We start from the raw sequence: 21,595 nt of genomic DNA on the forward strand, positions 1-21,595 counted from the left end.
CTATGATTGCTGTGGGTCACACTATGGCAGGAGCAGCTTCTGGAGAGACCGCATGTATGTGCGGCGCCGAAGGGTTCACAATCTCAGGCAAAAGGACAGAAGAGTACGAAATATTGTATTTGTAATGCATGGATGACGCCGTGTATTGCTTTTCTCTATTTTACTATTCTTTTATGACCGTGAGATTGGAGCGCATCCAATCTCTTTTTTTATGGACTTTTTGAGGATTCATTATTTCAGTATAAGATCGTGTCGTAGGAGGGCGTTAGCATTGGAACAACAAGAATTAAAACGAGATTTATCAAACCGCCATGTTCAGTTGATTGCAATTGGCGGAACCATTGGAACTGGGCTGTTTTTAGGCTCTGGAAAGGCCATTCAATTGGCAGGTCCATCGATCATTTTTGCTTATTTAATTGTCGGAATGGCGATCTTTTTTGTCATGAGGGCACTTGGTGAATTACTCTTATCGAAGGCGGGCTATCAGTCATTAACCGATATTGCAGAGGACTATCTCGGTCCTTGGGCTTCCTTTGTGACAGGGTGGACGTATTGGTTTTGCTGGATTATGACAGCGATGGCGGATGTCATTGCAGTCGGGGTGTATGTGCAGTACTGGTTTGACATCCCGCAATGGATTCCTGCCATCATTTGTTTGTTGATTTTACTAGGGTTTAATTTATTAACGGTGAAGCTTTTCGGAGAAATGGAATTTTGGTTTGCACTCATTAAAGTGATTACGATTCTATTATTGATCGGCGTTGGAATTGTCCTTTTAATCATTGGTTTTCAAACAGATGCCGGGCTGGTGACGATAACGAATCTTTGGTCACACGGCGGACTATTCCCGCATGGTGTCACAGGCTTCTTACTGTCATTCCAGATGGTAATCTTTGCGTATGTGGGAGTGGAACTGGTCGGTGTATCTGCAGCAGAAACAGCCAATCCGCAAAAAAACATCCCATCTGCGATTAATAAAATTCCTTTAAGAATTCTATTTTTCTATGTGGGTGCCATCTTTGTTTTACTATGTATCAACCCATGGACTGAGCTCAGTGCATCAGAAAGTCCTTTTGTAAAAACATTTGGGCTGATTGGGATACCAGTAGCAGCGGGACTTATTAATTTTGTTGTCTTGACGTCTGCGGCTTCGGCTTGTAATAGCGGTATGTTCTCGACAAGCCGTATTTTATATAATCTCAGTCATCAAAAACAGGGACCAGCTTCCTTTGGACGTCTGAACAAGCACGCTGTTCCAAGTAATGCACTATTCGTTTCAACGATTGTGGTATCGGTCGGTGCTCTTTTAAGCAAGCTGATTCCCGAACAAGCCTTTGGTATTGTCACAACCATCAGCGCCATTTGTTTCATTTGGGTATGGAGTATTATTTTAATTTGCCATTTGAAATATAAAAAAACACGGCCTGAACTGCATGCGGCATCTACTTTTAAAGCACCGTTCACACCTTTTGTGAACATTTGTGTTCTTGTGCTCTTTGCTGCCATTCTTGTGATCATGCTGTTTGCGGATGCAACACGTCCGGCGCTCTTATTAACACCGGTTTGGTTTGGTTTCTTATTATTGATTTATGCACGAAAGAAACGCCGTGCGTCATAATGGACGGAAAAAAGCACAGCCTTTGCATTAGGCTGTGCTTTTGTTCATTTAACGATTTCTAATCCTGAACATATAATTTGCATTCAAAATGATTAAAACAAGTCCAATCACCATGATTGAGAAGAGCTGAGAGTGGTTGGCCCCAAGGGAATACACAATCAAAATAAACATGGCACCGATCAACAGGATATTCATCAATTGATATGTGTGAAACAGTCCGCCAAGCATCACATGCTTTTCACCTTCGTCAGAAATAGCGAGCAGCTTTTTACTATAATCTTTGTCAGATGGGCTTGGTAGGTTGCGATTAGGGTAGACAAGCTTTAGAACGGATATCGCTACATAAGAACTGATAATGGTGACGATAAATAAAGTAACATTGACCAGAATCAGCCAAATAGGCTGCTCGGTTACGATGGCCATACCGATGGCAATAATGGACAAAATGGTACTCACCGTATTGGCTAACGTCAAATCAGTAAAGGTTCGATACTGTTTTGCTTCCAGTTCATCCTCCTCATCACCAGATACCGAAAGTGATACTCTTTTTTTCATACGTGAAATCCCTGAAAAACAATAAATAATCAATAGAATCGTCAATCCGCTGATGACAAGAGTCGCTTCGAATGCAACATCAAGAAGTGTCATCTCAAATTCGGCTGCCAGCAGACAGTAAGCGCCGAGAAAGCCAAGGAGAGCACCTAAGAGCATTTTGTATACAGTTTTCATGTGAGTTCATCCTCCTCGAATAGAAAAATACGTTCAATGGGTTCCTGAAAAATTCGTGAAAGCTTAACAGCGAGCAAGAGAGACGGCATTAATTCATCTCGTTCCATTAAGCTGATGGTCTGACGAGAAACCTTTGCACGCTTTGCAAGCTCAGTTTGGTTCAACCCATCACGCGCACGAAGCTCTTTTAGCCGATTTTTCATTCTGTCACCTCAACTTTGATCGAAATCTTTCTTTGATTGTAAAGCATTGTATTCAATTTGACAAGTATAGTTGTCAAATTGATAAAATTAATTGTCAGAAAGATCATCTTTAATCAAAAGGTGAACCATGATACGCTAAAGGAAAGAGAAACAGAAAACAGGTGATGTCCGTGTTCATTGACCAATTAAAAAATGACTTACATCAATCACAACCGTTATTTATTGGAGAGGAGACAGCGTTCAAAGCTGCGGTCCTTGTCCCTTTGGTGCAAGTAAACGGGGAATGGCATATATTATTTGAGGTGCGATCGCTGACCATGAGAAAACAGCCGGGTGATATTAGCTTCCCTGGTGGCAAACTCGACGGCAGCGAAACAGCACAGGAAGCTGCACTGCGAGAAACACATGAAGAGCTGGGTATTCCACCAGAATCGGTGGAGATTCTTGGACAGCTCAGTCCTTACATTGCTTCTCCATCCTTCGTGGTCTACCCATATGTCGGGATCATTGATGAACAAAAAGTGAAACACTCCTTCAATCAAGAAGAAGTAGAAGAGACCTTTACCGTGCCTCTATCATGGCTCAGCCAATATGAGCCGTACTTACATCATGTATCCGTTCAGCCAACACCAGCTGAGGATTTCCCTTATGAAAAAATCATGAATGGTGCGAAGTACCACTGGGGGAGCCGTTCGATAGAGGAATGGTTTTATGATTATGAAAACTACACCATTTGGGGATTAACAGCCCGCATATTAAAGCATTTTGTGACCGTTGCAAAAAGAAATTCCTAGAGATTCGCTCTCTAGGAATTTGTTGTTTTCAGCCGTTCTTTCGCTGTTTGTTTTCCTTTACCAATTGGAATAGGTGCTCTCGCTTGGCTCAGTCCGTAGGAAGGCATGTTCATATAGACGGATTCATACGAGCCGGCTTGAATTTGATAGGTTTCATGATAAATGCCCACTGCGTCATTGTTCTGAGCCTTCTGATGGAAGTTCTTCCAAGCCGCCAAATGTTTTTCCATCTTCGCATAGGCAAGGAGGTCATCTGTTGATTTCCAATATTGGATCATCGCTGTCGTGCGTAAGCCAAAGTAATTCTCTGTCCCGAGGAAACCAAGCTCATCTTGATGGGTATACAGCTCTTTGATCATGCCAGGCATCGCCATGAACACAGGCAGCCATTGATGAACCGCCCAGCGTTTGTTGATCCGCATGCCGATGATGAACACAACAATCGAGTCAGAATTTTCTGTTGTAAACCTGCCAGCACGTATGTCTTTTTTCATTCATTTACCCTTCCTTTTTCATCAAATGGGATGTTTCCACGCACCAATCAATTCCTGCTTGAGCCACTCTTTTTCCGTAATCTAAAGTAAACAGCCAATACTTCGCATCCGCTTCATCTGGATAAAGCTCTTGAATGTTTTCTTCAATCGAAACATAGGTCTTATAACGGATACGAAGCTGCCTTTCATAATCCTGTAGAAGCACCAGCTTTTTCTCAAACGAAAGATATTGACCGAAGAATAACTTTAATAACACTTCATTTCGTTCTGTTGGTAACTGATCGAGCGGCTGCGCTAACCACTGCCTTAACGTCTTCAGCCCTTTTTCAGTCAAATGATATTCCCGCTTGTCTGAGCGACCAGACGTAGAAGCGGGTGAAACCTCAGCAAGACCTTCCTCGACTATAAACTTTAAAGCTGGATAAATTTGTCCATAACTAATTTTCCAAAAATGATGCAAGCTCTTATCAATTAATTGCTTCACTTCGTACCCTGACTTACAATCTGTCGTTAAAATACCTAAAATTGCATACGTCGTATCATTGTATTTTTTCATATCAGCACACCTATCTAAAAGATATATCAATTAGATATATAATAAATTTGAAATGAATAAAAAGCAAGAAAATAATAATTGATAGATTTATATTTTTGAAATACAGGAGATAAATCATAAATATGGTAATATATACTTGATGTGTAAAGTGCTTGCGCATCTATTCATAAAAGAATGGAGGGTGTACAAATGAAGTTGAGGAACATAGGAATATTGTTCATGATCGTTGCACTATTGATTGGTGTTGGAAGTTTTGGAGGAAACAAAGCATCTGCTAAAAAAGAATCACTGAATCAATCTTATGCATATGCCTATAAAACAAAGGACAATGTCAGTTGGCTGAAGGTAACTGAAAAGAAAGGCAAGGTCACTGGTTACCTAAACGGTAAGGGTGTTAAGGTTGATCCAATTGAACCTTTTATGGTGAAAACAAAATACAAACTAACGGGGAAAACCACGAAAAAAGGATACAAACTTAAAATCCAACAAAAGAAGAAAACAATCGTATATGACATTTATTTTTCTGGAAAAGACCTCATGGTCAAAAAGCAAGGGGCAAAGAAAAGTAAACGCTATCAAGCTGTTGATGAGAAGAAATTAAAAGAATACAAAAAAGCCATTGATAAGCGCTATGATGAGTACGTGGATACAGCAGAAGACCGTTACTACGAGATCATAGGGAAATACACAGACAATTTAAATAAAGCCTACGGCTATTTGTATACAGCAAAAAACAATTCATATCAAATTTTCCTTGATATCGAAGAAGCCGTTTTTGAAGGGGATTTTTCAGGGGCTATTACAATTTCTAAAGCCACAGGGAAGAAAAGTAAGCCATTGAAAAAAGAAAAATATCAAGCAGTTGGAATCACAGGTTTTAAAAACTTTTGGGTATATCCCACACCAAAAATAAAGGGTGGCCTGTCTAAGATGATAGGATCATCTGATATAGAAGCTTCCTATATTGAGTTACCGTTTTGGAAAAAGAATGAAAAAATGAAGCTAAAAGCTGTGAATAAGAAACAATATCAAAAGCAAGAAGAAGCATTTAAAAATGCCGCAAAGAAAAAAGCAAAGAAAAAATAAGATAATAATCAAGTCAGATAGGACATTTGAGACTATCTGACTTTTTCGATTTAAATTTCCTCTAAAGTAAAATGAGGTCGTTTTGATGACATTAGACTTGTAAAAAAATATTTTTTTAAATTCAAAAATATATGTTGACGCTTACATTAACTCAATATATACTAAAATCAAATCCAATATTGATAAATTAGACATGTGACTGGTCATGCAGGCAGGATCTAAAAACGATGAATTTCTTTAATTTGTCGTTTTAGGTCCTTTTTTTATTGCCGAAATATAGGTCTCATGTATGAGAAAAGGGGGAGAAAAAATGGATTACACACAGGTTGCCAAAGACGTTTTACAGCATGTAGGTGGCAAAGAAAACATTGCGCACCTTGAGCACTGTTCAACAAGACTTCGCTTCACACTGATTGATCAGAAGAAGGCAGATGTACCGGCTCTAGAAAAAACGCCAGGTGTCATAGCTGTCAGAATGTCAGGTCAATGCCAAGTGGTCATTGGGAATGACGTCATCGAAGTGTATCAAAAGTTAACAAGTTTAATAGGTAGCAGCTCATTAGGGAAAGACGCGCCTTCCAATCAGCCAAAAGAAAAAAGAAAAGCAGGCACAGTTCTGTTAGATTTCATTGTAGGTGTCTTCCAGCCGCTTGTTCCAGCTATCGCAGGCGGAGGGATTTTAAAATCATTTCTTCTCCTTTTCTCTTTATTAGGCTGGATGGATGCAAAGGGCCAAACCTATCAAATATTGAACATGGTAGGGGACGCACCTCTTTACTTCCTCCCTTTACTAGTCGCTGTAACAACTGCCAATAAACTAAAAGTAAACCCACTGGTCGCATTATCAGCAGTCGGTGCGCTCCTTCTTCCGAACATGACGGCTATGCTTACTGAAGGTGCGCAATTGATGACATTCGACGTAAAAAATATAGCTTATGCGTATCAAGTGTTCCCAGCAATCCTTTCTGTATTGCTTTACGCTCAAATGGAAAAATTCTTTACACGATTTTCACCAAAACCAATTCGGATTTTCTTTGTCCCAATGATGTCATTGGTCATTACTGTACCAGTTACGTTACTTCTATTAGGACCGATTGGTTTTACAGCAGGACAAGGTTTTTCATCCATCATTCTTGCAATGTTTAATACAGTAGGCTGGGTAGCTGTCGCAATTTTAGCAGCAGTCCTCCCATTCATGGTCGCATCAGGTATGCACAAAGCAATGGTCCCTTATGCAGTCACAACGATGGGAACCCTTGGGAAAGAAGCACTTTATTTACCAGCATCACTTGCGCATAATATTGCTGAAAGTGGAGCGTGTTTCGCTGTGGCACTACGCACAAAAGACAAGGTACTCAGATCAACAGCCATTTCGGCAGGGATTTCAGCATTTTTTGGCATCACAGAGCCTGCTTTGTATGGTGTGACACTTCAAAATAAGCGGGTCCTTGGAAGTGTCATGATTGGTTCGTTTGTTGGCGGAATCTTCATTGGATTAGTTGGTATACAAGCCTTTGTACTTGTTGGCCCTGGATTAGCAAGTATGTCGATGTTTATCTCAGATGAGCTCCCGCGAAATCTGATGTTTGCTGTCATTGGAGCAGTCATTTCGTTTATTGTCGCCTTTATCGCTGCTTTTGTATTAGGTAAGGATAAAACAGGAGAAGAAAAGACAAATGATCAAGCTGCATTTGCTGAACAAATTGGGGCAGGTGAAACATTCAAAAGCCCTGTGATTGGTCAAATGATCTCTCTATCTGAAGTAAAAGATGATATTTTCTCTTCAAAGGTCATGGGTGAAGGAATTGCCATAGTACCTTCAAAAGGAGCGCTTTATGCACCAGTAGATGGCGAGGTGACCTTGCTGTTCGAAACAAATCACGCACTTGGTATGAAAACGGACCAAGGGGTTGAAGTATTATTCCACATTGGCATCGATACCGTTCAGCTGGAAGGACAGTATTTTCATCCAAAAGTGCAGGCAGGAGAACGTGTTCAAGCAGGAGATTTACTGATTGAATTTGATGTAGAAAAAATCATAGCAGCAGGATATGATCCAGTTACACTTGCTGTAATCACAAATACAGATCAATATGATATAAAGGTACGGCCATTACAAGAGGTCAATCGTCAAGATACATTGATGGTTGTCACACAATTAGGAGGCTAATCATATGACAACAATTAAAGGTTTTCCAAAAGGATTTTTATGGGGCGGCGCCATTGCCGCCAACCAGGCAGAAGGCGCCTGGAATATAGATGGAAAGGGACCATCAGTTGCAGATATTGCAATGTATCGTTCCAATTTAAGTGTAGAAGATTATGAAGGACATCTTGCTGTTACTTCTGAAAATATAGATCGTGCAATAAAGGATCCAGACGATAAAAAGTACCCAAAACGCAGAGGTGTTGATTTCTATCATCACTATAAAGAGGATTTGGCTCTATTTGCTGAAATGGGCTTTAAAACACTTCGCATTTCTATTGCGTGGAGCCGTATCTTCCCTACTGGAGAAGAAGCTGAACCGAATGAAAAAGGGCTGCAATTTTATGATCGTGTATTTGCCGAAATGAAAAAACTCGACATAGAACCGATTGTGACACTCTCTCATTATGAAATGCCTTTAGCCCTTAGTGTGAAATATAACGGCTGGGTTGAAAGAAAAGTGGTCGATCTCTTTGTGAAGTTCGCCAATGTTTGTTTCGAACGTTATCAACATGATGTGAAATATTGGCTCACTTTTAATGAAATTGATAGTATACACCGCCACTCATTCATTACTGCAGGAATTATTCCTGATCGTTGCCCAGAAGGAAAAGTAGAAGAGACGGTGTATCAAGCGCTTCATCATCAATTTGTCGCATCTGCTCTTGTAACAGCAGATTGCCATCGTATTATCCCAGGCAGCCAGGTTGGGTGTATGCTGACAAAATTGACAACGTATCCGCATACATGTCATCCGAATGATGTGGAACAAGCCTTGAAACAAAACTTAGAAAACTACTTCTATGCAGATGTTCAGGTGTTTGGCGAATATCCGCCACTTATTACACGTATGCTTGAGAGAAAAAATATTCAAATTCATATGGAAGCAGATGATCTAACCATTCTAAAAGAAAACACAGTAGATTTTATCTCATTTAGCTACTATATGTCTTTAACTGAATCAGCCCAAGAAGGATTAGAACAGACAGAAGGGAATACGATTCGTGGAGTCAAAAACCCTTATCTTCCTTCAACTGACTGGGGCTGGCAAATTGATCCGGTTGGTCTGAAAATTTCTTTAATCGAATTGTATGATCGCTATCAAAAACCTCTTATCATTGTCGAGAACGGAATGGGTGCAAAGGATGTAGTTGAAAGTGATGGCTCTATCCATGACGACTATCGTATTAACTATTTTAAAGAGCATTTCCGTCAGATGAGAGAAGCGATTGAAGAAGGCGTCGATCTCTTTGGATATACGAGCTGGGGATCAATTGATATTATTAGTGCAGGTACATCACAAATGTCAAAACGCTATGGCTTCATTCACGTAGATCAAGATGATGATGGCAACGGAACCTTAAAACGATCTCGAAAAGACTCATTTTATTGGTACCAAAAAGTCATTGAGACAAATGGTGAATCGCTTGATTGAACACCACAATCATGAAAACAGGTGATGACGATGTTTAAAATCAAAAAAGTTTTAAACTCGAGTGTGGTCCTGGCTGAAGATCAGAACCATCAGGAGATGGTTTTGTTTGGCCGAGGGATTGGCTATGGACAGAAACCGGGTCAAATGATAGAAGAGAAAAAAGCGGACCAAGTCTTTATGTCAGTCGATAACATGAGAGCAAAAGAATTTCTTCAACTGTTAGATTCAATGCCTCAAGAGTTTATCGATTTAACTCAGCACATCGTCCAATATGCAGAAAAACGGTTAAATTCAAATCTAAATTCAGGTGTTTATTTTACCTTAATGGATCATTTGAATTTTGCTGTCGAACGACATAAAAAGAATATTAATATTACGAATCGCGTGTACTGGGAAATCAAAAATTACTATACTGAAGAATTTGAAGTAGGGAAGTACGCACTTGAGTTAGTAAATGATACATTGGGCATACAATTACCAAAAGAAGAAGCCGCCAATATCGCCTTTCACTTAATTAATGCATTAGGTGAAGAATCTGATTCGAAAGATGGCATGAAATATGCCAAAATGATCGGGAGTATTGTCAATCTTGTGCGCTATACATTGAATATGAAAATGGACCAAGAGAATATTCATTACAGTCGGTTCATTACACATGTGAAGTTCTTTGTAGAAAGATTTTATGCAAATAAATTACTCTCAGATCAAGAAAATGAGTTGTTTGAACAAATTGCACACTTGTATCCTCAAGCGATGGATGTTGCTTTTAAAATCAAAGATTATATTAAACAGGTGCATAGTATCGTCATTCCTAATGATGAGCTTACTTATCTTGCGGTACATATACACCGCCTCATATCTTATCAGCAATTAAAATAATGGTGGAACCACTTGCCTTATGATCAGGCAAGTGGTTCTTTGCTATGACCAATTTTTATATTAAGTTCCGATAGGTCGTTCTGTTGTACCAGCATTCGTCTCATTTAACGAATTGAAAGACGCTGTTTGTCCGAAAACAACGATGGTTAAAGCGATGATCAATAAACTCATTTTTTTCATTAGAATTCCTCCAGTCAAGTATAGGATGGTTCCTGTGATAGGCTTCCTTTAAAAAGAGATAGGCTTGATGAATGTCACCCAAATCCTCAAAGTGTTTTGCAGCTAGAGCACTTAATTCACAGGCACCTTCAGCATCCTTTAATTCTTTTAGAATGCTGATTTCATCGAAACAGGCTTGAGCTTTTTGAACCATATCTTCAGTAAAATATAGATGGTAAAGCAAATTCATTTTTGCTGTATAGATGGGGCATTTCTCTGATTCATGTTTTTGGTTGACCAATTCGAAGTAATAGAGAGCTTGTGTTCTTTCATCAATAGAGAGCAGCTCTTTGATTAACATAAACATGGAGTGATGGAAATAGCACGATGAGAGGTAGTTTTCATCACTTAGAGCCTTTTCTAGGGCATCGATACATTTTTTCGATTCTCCAGCTTCGGCATACAGAATACTGATATTATGAAAAAGCTGTGAAGTTAGAAAATGATCATTTAGACTGTCAGCGATGTGTATTGCTTTTTTGTAGTAGTTTTCTGCTCTTATGAAGTCGCCAATGTCCATATAATTAGCAGCGGCGATGACAAAGGCTGTCGCTAGTCTTCTTTCATATCCTTCATGACTTTTGAAAATATCTATAGCATTCTGAATATAGTGAAGAGAAATTAGGCTTTGACGAAGTAGCATATATAAGTTTGCGATTTTCGTATGAAATTCTGCTACTTCTATTTCATCCGGAATGTTTTGCAGTTTTTTCTCGGCAATTTTAAACAGTCCAATGGCTGATGCATAGTCCCTGTTATATGAAGCGTAAAGGGCTTTGTATAGGTAAAAATAGTATTCAATTAAATCGTTTGTTTTAGAGGGGCAATCTAGCTCTGTCTGTTCATTCAGTTTTTTACCTCTCCGTTCATATAACATGAGTTTATACTTGCCTTCTAGCAATGAATAATAAGTCAAGACCTCCTGATTCTCTTCCATTTCTTGAAGTAATTGCTTTAATTCTGTGTACATTGCGTTAGCACTGTGTACATCATGCTTGCGAATCGCAATTCGCCAATCATTTAAACGGTTCCCCACCTGTTCAGCAGAAATGATAGCCATGAAATTTCACCTCTTTAAGATCCTTTCACCTGTTTCACTAAAAAACGATATCACAATTTTTGGAAGAATATAATCATTTCTGCGAGGTGATTGCCAAGAGGTAATAAAAAGGACCTAAGGTCATGTGATGTACGAAATTGTAATGGTGATTGAATGTTTTTACAAATGATTAAAATCTTTTTTTAGTCGTCTAAAAAAGGGATATATACATTGGGTTTTATGATTATGTTCGAAAATATCACTGGTATATTACAAATAAAGTGATTTTAGGTAAACGACGGGTCGGTTGGAAGGTCGATCTATTAAAGAAAATCAGTTATGATGATGCTAGATCAAATTTGGAATAGAAACTGATAGAAGCAGACAAAAGTAAATGCCAATCACAAACACTAGTCTATTAGAAAGGACGTTGATATGAAAAAAAGATTTCAAATCTTAAACTGGCAAATCACAGTGATCATGACGACGCTGTTACTCGTTTTAGTGACTCTGTATATGTCAAAGAGATACTTTTATAGCAAAGAAATAGAGTTGCTGACAGAATCTTGTCAACAAGTAGGCGGCAAAATCATATTAGAAACAACTCGTTTTTCGATGGATTATTCGTTTGAGTGCCAGAAAAAATAGAACAGGCAGCTTTCTGCCTGTTTTTACTCCAATTAAAAACCTAAATTTTGCAGCCATTGATTTAATCTAAATTCTCGATTCTCGGCAGTTGAGTCATCATATCTCCCTAAATGTAAGCTGGCTGTTATTTCTCCGTCATTCATAAACATGATTCTTTCAGAACGAAGAGCAACCTTTGGGTCATGTGTGACAAGCAGTAGTGTTGCTCCTTCAGAATGGATTTCCGAAAATATATTCATCACTTCCTTCGTTGCATTAGAGTTAAGAGCACCTGTTGGTTCATCAGCGAAAAGAATGTCTGGTTCATTCATAAGCGCTCGACAGATAGAGGCTCTCTGAAGCTGACCTCCTGATACTTCTGACAAATATCGATCTGCTAAATGATCAATATCAAGTTTTTCCATTAAATATTTAGCTCGTTCATTCATTTCTTTTCTTGGCTTTTTCTTTGTTAAGTAAGCGGCAGCAATGATGTTGTCAAATAGATTAAGATTTTTTAGTAAGTGGCTGTGTTGAAAGACAAATCCCATATCTGTTAAGCGCAGAGCAGTTAACTGTTTGTCTGTCATTTCTGATAGTAAACGGCCTTTATATTTGATCTCTCCTGTTGAGGCTGTCTCTATCCCGCTAAGCTGATAAAGCAAGGAAGTTTTCCCGCATCCGGAAGGCCCCATAATGGTCACAAATTCCCCAGGCTTTATCGATAAATGGATATCTTTAAGAATGATTTGTTTCTGTCCTTTTAAAGAATCGATTTGCAAAGACAATCGCTTTGTTTCAATCAAGTGTTCCATGTGAAACATCTCCTTATGAAAGTGTATGACGTGTAGTTTGATTAGTAAAAAACGTCTTCAATAACGAAGCGGTTAAAGCTAAGCTGACAATCAACAGTGTGATTGGGTACACAACTGACACCCATTGTGGTGCCAGCCACTGCAGGCTTGATGCCCCTAAGGATGCTCCACCTACACTCATCAAAGCTGGTCCAATCGTATGGACAGCGATCGTACCAATAAAGGCGCCCAAAGAGATAACGACGATAAAACTTGTGATATATTGTGCTGTTACATCTTTTTTAGAAAATCCAATCATTCTTAACATGTGGTTTCGACTTGAATCTTTCGTTTTTAACATGTGCAGAAACATGAATAGCATCAAACTGGCGGTTCCAAAAGCAGCTAATGTAGACAAAAATGCAACGATTTTTACTAAAGAGGCTGTGCTGCCGATTGTTTGATGAACGTATTCTTTCATATCTGTCACTTTTGCAGGAGATATCCCTTTTTCAAATACTGTCTTTTTCTCCGCAATTTCTACTCCTTGTTTTAGTTGGATTTGAATGGTTTTCCAAAGGGGTGATTGAGAAAATGGCTGTGATATTGCTTTGGCTGTTTTGCCGCCGTTGGTGACATCCTGATAAATGCCAGTCACTGTTTTTTGAATTTCATGCCCGTTTGTTACGAGAGTGATTTTTTCTCCTACCTTTTTCTGGAGTGAATCTGAACTGAGCACTGATAAGGCAATTTCTTTATTCTTTAAAGGCTGTCGCCCTTGTAAATAGGTGAGAGGAAATGCTGAGAGATCACCTGTTTCTAAATAGAGTGTTTCTAATGTATTCTCCTTTGATTTTGCCTGAAGAGAAGTTGTTTCATATATGGCTGATGTATGAATGTCCGGATCTTCACGAATTATTGATTTTATTTCATTTGTATTTTCCTCTAGATGATTTCCTTGTCGTATATCAATTCGAAGGTCACTTTGACCAGAGCCAAGATATGTGATGAAATCCGGCGATTGTAAGGTGTGCCATAGCTGAATAGGCAGCAGCATCAAAAATGTACAAAGCGCGATAATACAAGTAATCGTTGTGTACAACTTCTTTCGTGATAACAGATCTTTTAAACCAAGCCAAATATTGACCGGTATGAACCTGTTTTTCTTGAGATGTAGGGGTATTTGTTTTTTATCATTCGTTGAAATGGCGCCGCCTTGAAGTGCTTGAGCGGCTGATACTCGGCCAAACTTTCTTAGGACAGCATAGCTGCAAGAAATGACGATCATTGCCAACACAATAGAAACACAAAGCGGGATGAACCAAGAAGTAAAAGAAGGCTGATTCCCCATGTATCGCTGAATATTGGCTGTAAACATATCACCAAATATAAGCGTTAACCCATATCCTGCTATACACCCTACACAAGCAAGCACGGCATACTTTCCAACGTATAATTGCTTGATTCTTGTTAAAGGAATCCCAAGCACCTTCAGTATTCCAATTTCACGTTCGTCCTCTTCTATAGAAGCTGTCATAGCAAGATAGAGAGAGAGAAGGGCTATACTGACGAGCAGCATGCAAACAAGCAGGAGAATGGCGATCACCATTCCATCTGTCAATGCATTCAGCATACGGAGCAAAGGTAATGTGACAGCTGGACCTTGCTGTGGAAGCTGTGATGACTGGTAGATTGCTTGAAAGGCATCTGCCTGCGCGGCATCATGCAGTAAAAATTCAATTAAATATTCCTTTTTATGAAATACTTGATTCATTGCGTCCCAATCCTTGTGATGAAGAAGGAATCTTTTCGAACTCACAAGACTGGGGTTCATTTGTGCATCTCGCAAGAACGTTTTGATGCGGAAAGAGAATTGATTAGACCCTTTCCCAATCAGTAATGTTTCTCCTATTTTGAGATGATACTTTTGTTGAAAATAGATAGGGACAGCCACTTCACCTTTACTGACAGTGAGCTTTTCATTTTGTTTATTTAAAAGAAAATCAAAATGACGATTTTGTTTTACAAATAAATGATCCATCACACCTGCTTTGGCGGGTTCGTTTCCGAACTTGATGTTTGCATGTTCAATTGGAATCATTGGGACGATTTGATGTGCTTTTACCATGGACTGCTTGCTTGAAAATAGTTCAATGTTTTTTTCATTTAGGGTACCGTCATGCATTTGGACAAAGTCTGGTGCCTTGGCTGAATGGAGCAGATTAGAAATGGAACCATTCAGCTGTACTGTCATTTGAGCGGCGCTTGTTGCGAGAAATGATGTCAACATAATACAAATGGTTAAACCGATGGAAATGAGACGGTGGCGGGTTAAGTCTTTCTTTATAAACGTCAGTCTCATGAGGCTGATTCTCCTTCATGTTGAAGCATATTTTTTGTTAAGTAGGCAAGGGCAAACATGAAAGTGCTGACTATTAGCACCGTCACATACATGTTGGCTGAAAACGTATTGAACAAGAATCCATACATCATTTGACCAAGCGGGGCAGCACATTGAGAAACCATTGTCAGGTTTGCCATCACTTTTCCTAATTGACTATTTGGCGTTTTCTTTTGAACATGTGAAATCACAACGATTGAGATCATTGTAAGCAGCATAGCAATTGGAAGACATCCTGCTAGAAAGAGAAAATAAGCTGGATAAGTGCCAAATTGAAGAGCTGTGTTGGATGTTGAGAATGCGACAGGCAGCAAGATGATCGCGATGACGATCAGCCAGCGATATAAAGTAGGTATCTGCCAATGCTTTGCTACAAGTCCAACTAGCAGAGCCCCTGCGATCACAGCGAACTCAATCAAGCCCATGCCTATTCCATACATGATGTCACTGCTTTTCATTGTGACCCTTAAAATGATTGGACCACCCACGATAAAAAATGGCGTGAGGATGAAATTTAACATTGCAGCAAGCAGCATGGCTCTTTTTAAAAATGGCTGACTGCCAATATAGGAAAATCCTTGTTTCATATCTTTTACGAGCACTTTGCCCATAGTTTCCGTTAGCGGGCTAGGTGAGAAGGGTATGTTTAACCGTAAAAGCATGCATGCTGATAGAAAAAACACGATAGCACTGGCACCTATGATGGATTGACTTCCAATCAGTCCGTACAGAACCCCGCCGATAATAGGAGCGAGAACACCTGAAAGTGCCTGCACGCCATTGACGATTCCGTTTGCTTGTTCTAATTGTTCCTGTTTTACTAACTGTGGAATGCTGGACATCACAGCAGGAGCATAGAACGTACTCATCACACCAAGAAGCACCATGACCGCTCCGATCATATAGAGCGAATCATTTCCTGAGAATAACCAAAAATAAAAAGCCAGAATCATGATGCCGGTGAGAACATCAAATAAAATCATCAAGTTCCTTCTGTTAAACCGGTCAGCGATTGCGCCTGCTAAGGGAGAAAGAAGGAGTGGGACATTGGATAAAGCGAATAGTAAGGCATATAAGTCAACACGCTGCGTCATATCCAGTACGTGTAAAGATAGAACAAACCGAATTAAGGAAGAACCAAAAACGGAAATAATTTGTCCGAGAACGAGGTACATAAAGTGGGATGAACCTCTTTTGGATAACAAAGACATGGGTATCACTCTCCTTTTAGACCGACCGTCAGTCTATAATGTATGCAGGATTGGTATTGAAGTGACCAATCACTAATTCTTTTCATCCAGCTCTCCAGTTAATCGCTTTAGAAGAAAGGAGAAGCTCCCCTTTTCTGCATGTAATGAGGATTCGAGGATATCGATAAAAGCTAGAGCGCGTCGTATACTTTCTTCGGCTGTCCATTGAAAAAGTCCCTCATCAAATATGACCTGTGCAGAAGCAAGAAGGAATTCAACCGTTTCTTGAGGGAACTTTGTTTTGAATGTTCCTTCTTCCACCCCTTGCTGAATGACGTCTGCCAATACGGGTGATAGTTCTTTAATCGCTTTGATTAAGCTTTTTTGGTGCATCTCCGCATTAGAAGGCTGATGGAATTGTTCAATCATCCCCTGTTTATTGCTTCCTTGCTGAGGCGATTGTGCCATGATGATACGAAATAGTTTGTCGACGACTGGAAGGTCTGGCTCAGCCGCAATACGCTTTGCCACGATGATATCTGCTTTGATGATCCTGTCAATAATGGCATCCATCACTTCTTCTTTGGATGAAAAGTAATAATAAAAAGTGCCTTTTGCAATGCCAACAGCTCTCAGAATGTCGATAATCGTTGTTTGCTGATAGCCTTTGGTAGAAAAAAGCTCTTCTGCTGCATTTAAGATGTCATTTTTACGTTCTTCAGGATGTTTAACGGTTCTCATAAAGCCATCCTTTCTTTTGACTAGACTGTCGGTCGGTGTCTTGATTTGATTAAACACTTTTCAATGTACCTTTGTCAATGCCTCATTTTTAAACAAATTGCATTTATTGTGCAATGACACTATGATAAATTGAATGAAAACACTTTCAGGAGAGATGCCTCATGCAATTTTTAACCACTGAATTGGCACAAGAAATGGTTGAACGTACGATGCGTATTTTAGATAAAAATATCAATGTGATGAATGCAGATGGTGTCATTATTGGTTCTGGTGAACGAAACAGGATTGGTCAGAAACATGATGGTGCACGACTTGTGCTGACAAGCGGGAACAGTATGGAAATTGACCATGAGGCGTCCTTACGCTTAGAAGGAGTGAGACCTGGAATCAATTTGCCCATTTGCTTTCGTGAACAAGTAGTTGGTGTGATTGGCATTACTGGTGAGCCAGAGGATATTCGGCATCATGCCGAGCTGGTGAAAATGGCAGCTGAGCTTGTGTTAGAGCAGTCTTTTCTGCTTGAACGGGTTCAGTGGCGGCAACGAATAGAGAGTGAAATTGTCAATCAGTTAATATCTGATTCGGACGTTGGTGATCATCAGCTAAAGAACCGAGCTGCATGGCTGGGAATGGATTTAGATAAGCGCCGAATGGTCATCGTTTTTCAGCCAGTTCCATCCTCAGAGGACGCTGTGCATAAAATGATGCATGCGATTCAATACGATAAGAATGCGGATGATTTGCTTGGCATGACCTTTCGTCATGAATTGGTTCTTTTAAGGCAGCCGATCCCTGATCATCGTTTAAAGCATGTGGCAGGGCAGCTGCAAAGAACAATGGAAAAAGCAGTAGGAGGTCAGGTGCTGGTGGGGATAGGGACTATCGCTGACGACATAAGCCGGCTGCCATTGTCTTTTGAGCACGCAAGAGATGCCTTGAGGTTGGGGAAAACTCTTGATCCGGAGGAAAGTATTTATTTTTTTGAATCTTATCAGTTGGAAAGGCTATTCATCACTGCAGGAGCTGTTGAAGAGGAGATTAGATGGACTGACTTTTACAAGCCATTAACACAGGAAGCGGAGCTCGCCCAAACATTAAGGATTTACATTGAAGAGGGCGGTGATTTACAAAGAATTGTTGATCGTTTATTTATTCACCGGAATACTTTGCGATATCGTTTAGATAAAATTCAAGCATTGACCGGAAAAAATCCCCGTCATGTGAAACAGTTGATGGAGCTTTATATGGCGCAGTTGATGAGTCAACTATCTTGATTGTGCATATGCACAATGGAATGAAGGGATAAATTAAAAAAATTCATCTAGATTCACAACCCGATCCCCACTAGTAAACGCTTACAATTGGAGAAAGACATTTTGGGGGAGATCGAGGATGAGTGGAGATGTGACAGTAAGTACACTGGGAGCCGTGACGGCGCTTGTGATAGCGATTGTTCTTATTCTAAAAAAAGTATCACCTGCATATGGCATGCTGGCAGGTGCCTTCATAGGCGGCTTGGTAGGCGGTGTAGATATTGTTCAGACCGTCAACGTCATGATGGAAGGCGCTAAGGATATGATTCCGGCTGTCCTCAGAATTATGGCGGCAGGTGTACTAGCTGGCGTTTTGATTGAGTCGGGTGCAGCTTTAACTATCGCCGAGGCTATCGTGAAAAAGCTTGGAGAGGCGAGGGCGTTATTAGCACTCGCACTGGCAACCATGATTTTAACAACAGTGGGCGTTTTTGTAGATGTAGCTGTTATCACGGTAGCACCCATTGCACTTGCCATTGCCAAACGGGCAAAGCTGTCGAAAACGGGGATTCTACTTGCCATGATTGGAGGCGGGAAGGCAGGGAATATCATGTCACCGAATCCGAATGCCATTGCCGCTTCTGATGCTTTTGGTGTACCGCTTACTTCAATGATGGCTGCGGGTGTCATCCCGGCTGTGTTTGGATTGGCTGTTACATATGTGTTAGCCAAAAAGCTTGCAAAAAAAGGGACACCTGTTCTTGAAGAGGAAACTGCGCAAAGCAAAGTTCAAGTGCCAGCTTTTTTTCAAGCACTTGCGGGTCCGCTTGTCACCATTTTATTGTTGGCTTTAAGACCGCTTTTTCAAATCAATATAGACCCAATGATCGCCTTACCGATCGGAGGCATTGTAGGCGCTCTTTTCATGAAAAAAGGGAAGTTTCTCAATGATTATGCGATGTCGGGGCTTCATAAAATGTCGGGTGTAGCGATTATGTTATTAGGGACAGGCACACTAGCAGGAATTGTATCGAATTCTTCCTTAAAAGATGTGTTTATTCAAGCACTCGATGCATGGGGATTACCTCCGTATTTACTTGCACCAGCTTCAGGGATATTTATGTCAGCCGCCACCGCTTCGACAACAGCAGGAACGGCGGTAGCGAGTGGCGTATTTAGCGGTACATTAATTGGCCTTGGCGTATCTGCTCTTTCAGGAGCAGCCATGATTCATGCTGGGGCAACAGTGCTAGATCATATGCCGCACGGGAGCTTTTTCCATGCCACAGCAGGAAGTGTTCAAATGGACATCAAAGAGCGGTTGAAACTCATGCCATTTGAATCGTTAATTGGTTTGACATTAACCGTCGTATCGACCATTATATTCGGCGTTTTTCAGCTGTTTGGCTGATGACATTTGATAAGAAACGAGGGGCTTTAGGATGAAAATTGTGATTGCACCAGATTCATTTAAAGAAAGTTTATCTGCATATGAGACAGCATGTGCCATTGAACGAGGATTTCATGCGATTTTGCCAAACGCTGAATATATCAAACTTCCAATGGCAGATGGAGGAGAGGGAACTGTTCAATCGCTAGTTGATGCGACGGGCGGGCACATTGTCAATCAAGTGGTCACAGGCCCGCTTGGGGAGCCTGTTGATGCCTTTTTTGGCATGTTAGGGGACGGTCAGACTGCAGTCATAGAGATGGCCGCAGCCTCTGGGTTACACCTTGTTCCGCAAGAAAAACGCAATCCCTTATTCACGACATCGAGAGGAACAGGGGAATTAATGCTTGCGGCACTGGATCAAGGAGCGAAGCATGTCATCATTGGGCTTGGCGGAAGTGCAACAAATGATGGCGGCGTTGGGATGATGCAAGGATTAGGTGCGGCTTTTCTTGATAATGCAGGACAGGAGCTATCGCCAGGCGGTGGGGCCCTTCATCAATTAGCTTCTATTGATCTATCTGGACTTGACCCAAGACTGCAATCCGTTCGGCTGGAGGCAGCTTGTGATGTGGACAATCCTTTAACGGGTGAAAGAGGAGCATCTGCTGTATTTGGTCCTCAAAAGGGTGCTGATAAAGGAACGGTTCAAGTGTTAGATAAAAACTTAGCTCATTTTGCACAAGTAGCAGAAAAACAGTTCAATGTATTTTTTGAAGGTGTAGCAGGGGCAGGAGCGGCAGGAGGACTTGGTGCGAGTTTATTAGGCTTTTTACACGCCGATTTGCAAAGAGGAATTGATATTGTGCTGAAGGCAGTTCATTTTGATGATGTCATCAAGGAGGCAGACCTTGTCATTACTGGGGAAGGCCGGATTGACCAGCAGACCATTTATGGAAAAACGCCAATTGGTGTAGCCAAAGCAGCAAAGCAGTATAACCTGCCTGTGATTGGTATTGCGGGCTCCCTCTCAAAAGACAGTGCAGTTGTACATGAGCATGGAATTGATGCACTTTTTAGTATCGTTCCAGGTGTAACTTCTCTTTCTGAGGCGATGAGAGATGGGGCTCTTCATGTAGAGAGAACCGCTCGGAATATTGCGGCTGCTATATCAATTGGAAGAAATAAGTAAACGTTGAAAAATGTTTCCTTTTCTATCACAATCCTTTCTATAGAAATGTGGTAAAATTGTATGAAATAAAATAGAAAGTTGGAGGAAACACAAATGTCTAATCTACCGAATTGTCCTACATGCAGTTCAACGTATACTTATGAGGATGGCAGTCTGCTGGTTTGTCCTGAATGTGCGCATGAATGGTCGCTAGAACAAGAAGAAGCGGCAGAGGAGCAGCTTGTTGTCAAAGATGCAAATGGAAATCTGTTAAGTGACGGGGACACGGTCTCTGTCATTAAAGATTTAAAAGTAAAAGGTTCTTCTTCCGTTTTAAAAATAGGGACGAAGGTCAAAGGCATTCGTTTAGTGGAAGGCGATCATAACATTGATTGTAAAATTCCTAGCTTTGGCGCAATGAAGTTAAAATCAGAGTTTGTGAAAAAGGTATAATAACGAAAGGAGGCTGTCAGTAAGAGGCCTCTTTTTATTTCTTTATTTATAGGTGAAAGGAATAATCTTAAACAGAATTCCATACATATATACCTGTTGAAAAAGGTTCATTTTTTAAAAAAATCAAGCCTCTTTTCACATAAAAAATTGCTGTTTTCTTAACCCTACCTTAAAAAAGGCAGATGATTCGCTAAATTTTGCCTAATCCCCTTCACAACTTTTGGGCATTGCTGTACCATATGGAAGTGTTCTTCTATTTTTAACGGATCATGGTGTTTATCAGGAAATAGATGATAGATGATACTTAGACAAAGAAG

19 protein-coding genes and 1 riboswitch are annotated in these 21,595 nt (G+C 40.3%); of the genes, 10 read left to right on the forward strand and 9 right to left on the reverse strand.

Annotation, left to right across the window (positions count from 1 at the left end; translation table 11 throughout):
• Window positions 1-29 precede the first annotated feature (29 nt).
• Window positions 30-109, forward strand: a riboswitch (glycine riboswitch).
• Window positions 110-271: 162 nt separating this feature from the next.
• Window positions 272-1,618 (forward strand): amino acid permease, encoded by a 1,347-nt coding sequence (locus C6348_RS10030; RefSeq protein ID WP_106042863.1) that lies wholly within the window; start codon window positions 272-274, stop codon window positions 1,616-1,618.
• Window positions 1,619-1,666: 48 nt separating this feature from the next.
• On the opposite strand, the gene C6348_RS10035 is transcribed toward C6348_RS10030, so the two are convergent.
• Together C6348_RS10035 and C6348_RS10040 are read right to left on the reverse strand one after the other, a co-directional pair.
• Window positions 1,667-2,347, reverse strand: a complete 681-nt coding sequence (locus tag C6348_RS10035) for a DUF3169 family protein (RefSeq protein ID WP_060597653.1) — start codon at window positions 2,345-2,347, stop codon at window positions 1,667-1,669.
• Window positions 2,344-2,550: a helix-turn-helix transcriptional regulator gene (locus tag C6348_RS10040; protein WP_034323321.1), complete on the reverse strand. Its 207-nt coding sequence runs from the start codon at window positions 2,548-2,550 to the stop codon at window positions 2,344-2,346. The genes C6348_RS10035 and C6348_RS10040 overlap by 4 nt, the downstream gene beginning before the upstream one ends.
• A 170-nt stretch (window positions 2,551-2,720) precedes the next feature.
• On the opposite strand from C6348_RS10040, the gene C6348_RS10045 reads away from it, so the two are divergent.
• Window positions 2,721-3,344, forward strand: coding sequence for an NUDIX hydrolase (locus C6348_RS10045; RefSeq protein WP_106042865.1), 624 nt, complete (start codon window positions 2,721-2,723; stop codon window positions 3,342-3,344).
• An 11-nt stretch (window positions 3,345-3,355) separates the two neighbouring features.
• Here the strand turns inward: C6348_RS10045 and C6348_RS10050 are convergent, their stop codons facing one another.
• Both C6348_RS10050 and C6348_RS10055 read right to left on the reverse strand, forming a co-directional pair.
• On the reverse strand, window positions 3,356-3,838 hold the full coding sequence (locus tag C6348_RS10050; RefSeq protein ID WP_095285585.1) for a DUF4188 domain-containing protein: 483 nt from the start codon (window positions 3,836-3,838) through the stop codon (window positions 3,356-3,358).
• Between the two features lie 4 nt (window positions 3,839-3,842).
• Window positions 3,843-4,394 (reverse strand): PadR family transcriptional regulator, encoded by a 552-nt coding sequence (locus tag C6348_RS10055; protein ID WP_060597650.1) that lies wholly within the window; start codon window positions 4,392-4,394, stop codon window positions 3,843-3,845.
• 189 nt (window positions 4,395-4,583) lie between these two features.
• On the opposite strand from C6348_RS10055, the gene C6348_RS10060 reads away from it, so the two are divergent.
• The 4 genes from C6348_RS10060 to C6348_RS10075 all read left to right on the forward strand — a co-directional run bounded on the left by C6348_RS10060 (window position 4,584) and on the right by C6348_RS10075 (window position 10,000).
• Window positions 4,584-5,480 carry a hypothetical protein gene (locus tag C6348_RS10060; protein WP_142394261.1) on the forward strand — a complete coding sequence of 299 codons (897 nt, stop codon included), beginning with the start codon at window positions 4,584-4,586 and terminating at the stop codon, window positions 5,478-5,480.
• Window positions 5,481-5,790: 310 nt separating this feature from the next.
• Window positions 5,791-7,650, forward strand: coding sequence for a beta-glucoside-specific PTS transporter subunit IIABC (locus C6348_RS10065; RefSeq protein WP_106042869.1), 1,860 nt, complete (start codon window positions 5,791-5,793; stop codon window positions 7,648-7,650).
• Between the two features lie 4 nt (window positions 7,651-7,654).
• Complete coding sequence (locus tag C6348_RS10070) at window positions 7,655-9,121, forward strand: glycoside hydrolase family 1 protein (RefSeq protein ID WP_106042871.1); 1,467 nt, start codon at window positions 7,655-7,657, stop codon at window positions 9,119-9,121.
• Window positions 9,122-9,151: 30 nt separating this feature from the next.
• Window positions 9,152-10,000: a PRD domain-containing protein gene (locus C6348_RS10075; RefSeq protein WP_066031502.1), complete on the forward strand. Its 849-nt coding sequence runs from the start codon at window positions 9,152-9,154 to the stop codon at window positions 9,998-10,000.
• A 100-nt stretch (window positions 10,001-10,100) separates the two neighbouring features.
• Here C6348_RS10075 and C6348_RS10080 read toward each other — a convergent pair whose 3' ends face one another.
• The 5 genes from C6348_RS10080 to C6348_RS10105 form a co-directional block, all read right to left on the reverse strand.
• Entirely contained in the window at window positions 10,101-11,279 is a 1,179-nt protein-coding gene (locus tag C6348_RS10080; protein WP_106042873.1) for a Rap family tetratricopeptide repeat protein, read from the reverse strand.
• A gap of 659 nt (window positions 11,280-11,938) precedes the next feature.
• Complete coding sequence (locus C6348_RS10090; protein ID WP_106038344.1) at window positions 11,939-12,700, reverse strand: ABC transporter ATP-binding protein; 762 nt, start codon at window positions 12,698-12,700, stop codon at window positions 11,939-11,941.
• A gap of 13 nt (window positions 12,701-12,713) precedes the next feature.
• Complete coding sequence (locus C6348_RS10095) at window positions 12,714-15,041, reverse strand: ABC transporter permease (protein WP_106042875.1); 2,328 nt, start codon at window positions 15,039-15,041, stop codon at window positions 12,714-12,716.
• A complete protein-coding gene (locus C6348_RS10100) occupies window positions 15,038-16,291 on the reverse strand; it encodes an MFS transporter (protein ID WP_106042877.1) in 1,254 nt (417 codons plus the stop codon). The genes C6348_RS10095 and C6348_RS10100 overlap by 4 nt, the downstream gene beginning before the upstream one ends.
• Before the next feature lie 72 nt (window positions 16,292-16,363).
• Window positions 16,364-17,011, reverse strand: a complete 648-nt coding sequence (locus C6348_RS10105) for a TetR/AcrR family transcriptional regulator (protein WP_106042879.1) — start codon at window positions 17,009-17,011, stop codon at window positions 16,364-16,366.
• Window positions 17,012-17,172: 161 nt separating this feature from the next.
• Here C6348_RS10105 and C6348_RS10110 point away from each other — a divergent pair, with 161 nt between their 5' ends.
• From C6348_RS10110 to C6348_RS10125, 4 genes are all read left to right on the forward strand, one after another.
• Complete coding sequence (locus C6348_RS10110; protein ID WP_106042881.1) at window positions 17,173-18,285, forward strand: CdaR family transcriptional regulator; 1,113 nt, start codon at window positions 17,173-17,175, stop codon at window positions 18,283-18,285.
• 118 nt (window positions 18,286-18,403) lie between these two features.
• Entirely contained in the window at window positions 18,404-19,675 is a 1,272-nt protein-coding gene (locus C6348_RS10115) for a GntP family permease (RefSeq protein ID WP_106042883.1), read from the forward strand.
• Between the two features lie 31 nt (window positions 19,676-19,706).
• Window positions 19,707-20,846: a glycerate kinase gene (locus C6348_RS10120; protein ID WP_106042885.1), complete on the forward strand. Its 1,140-nt coding sequence runs from the start codon at window positions 19,707-19,709 to the stop codon at window positions 20,844-20,846.
• Window positions 20,847-20,939: 93 nt separating this feature from the next.
• Window positions 20,940-21,278, forward strand: a complete 339-nt coding sequence (locus C6348_RS10125; RefSeq protein WP_034660533.1) for a zinc ribbon domain-containing protein YjdM — start codon at window positions 20,940-20,942, stop codon at window positions 21,276-21,278.
• The last annotated feature ends 317 nt before the right edge of the window (window positions 21,279-21,595 follow it).

The sequence above is a fragment of the Bacillus sp. YBWC18 genome, assembly GCF_002998775.1.
In the GTDB taxonomy this organism is placed as follows: domain Bacteria; phylum Bacillota; class Bacilli; order Bacillales; family Bacillaceae; genus Bacillus.

Excerpts from the sequence above, each read along its gene's own strand:
- C6348_RS10035 (WP_060597653.1), bottom strand. The coding sequence starts at position 2,347 with ATGAAAACTGTATACAAAATGCTCTTAGGTGCTCTCCTTGGCTTTCTC.
- C6348_RS10040 (WP_034323321.1), bottom strand. The coding sequence starts at position 2,550 with ATGAAAAATCGGCTAAAAGAGCTTCGTGCGCGTGATGGGTTGAACCAA.
- C6348_RS10050 (WP_095285585.1), bottom strand. The coding sequence starts at position 3,838 with ATGAAAAAAGACATACGTGCTGGCAGGTTTACAACAGAAAATTCTGAC.
- C6348_RS10055 (WP_060597650.1), bottom strand. The coding sequence starts at position 4,394 with ATGAAAAAATACAATGATACGACGTATGCAATTTTAGGTATTTTAACG.
- C6348_RS10060 (WP_142394261.1), top strand. The coding sequence starts at position 4,584 with ATGAAGTTGAGGAACATAGGAATATTGTTCATGATCGTTGCACTATTG.
- C6348_RS10065 (WP_106042869.1), top strand. The coding sequence starts at position 5,791 with ATGGATTACACACAGGTTGCCAAAGACGTTTTACAGCATGTAGGTGGC.
- C6348_RS10070 (WP_106042871.1), top strand. The coding sequence starts at position 7,655 with ATGACAACAATTAAAGGTTTTCCAAAAGGATTTTTATGGGGCGGCGCC.
- C6348_RS10075 (WP_066031502.1), top strand. The coding sequence starts at position 9,152 with ATGTTTAAAATCAAAAAAGTTTTAAACTCGAGTGTGGTCCTGGCTGAA.
- C6348_RS10080 (WP_106042873.1), bottom strand. The coding sequence starts at position 11,279 with ATGGCTATCATTTCTGCTGAACAGGTGGGGAACCGTTTAAATGATTGG.
- C6348_RS10090 (WP_106038344.1), bottom strand. The coding sequence starts at position 12,700 with ATGGAACACTTGATTGAAACAAAGCGATTGTCTTTGCAAATCGATTCT.
- C6348_RS10095 (WP_106042875.1), bottom strand. The coding sequence starts at position 15,041 with ATGAGACTGACGTTTATAAAGAAAGACTTAACCCGCCACCGTCTCATT.
- C6348_RS10100 (WP_106042877.1), bottom strand. The coding sequence starts at position 16,291 with ATGTCTTTGTTATCCAAAAGAGGTTCATCCCACTTTATGTACCTCGTT.
- C6348_RS10105 (WP_106042879.1), bottom strand. The coding sequence starts at position 17,011 with ATGAGAACCGTTAAACATCCTGAAGAACGTAAAAATGACATCTTAAAT.
- C6348_RS10110 (WP_106042881.1), top strand. The coding sequence starts at position 17,173 with ATGCAATTTTTAACCACTGAATTGGCACAAGAAATGGTTGAACGTACG.
- C6348_RS10115 (WP_106042883.1), top strand. The coding sequence starts at position 18,404 with ATGAGTGGAGATGTGACAGTAAGTACACTGGGAGCCGTGACGGCGCTT.
- C6348_RS10120 (WP_106042885.1), top strand. The coding sequence starts at position 19,707 with ATGAAAATTGTGATTGCACCAGATTCATTTAAAGAAAGTTTATCTGCA.
- C6348_RS10125 (WP_034660533.1), top strand. The coding sequence starts at position 20,940 with ATGTCTAATCTACCGAATTGTCCTACATGCAGTTCAACGTATACTTAT.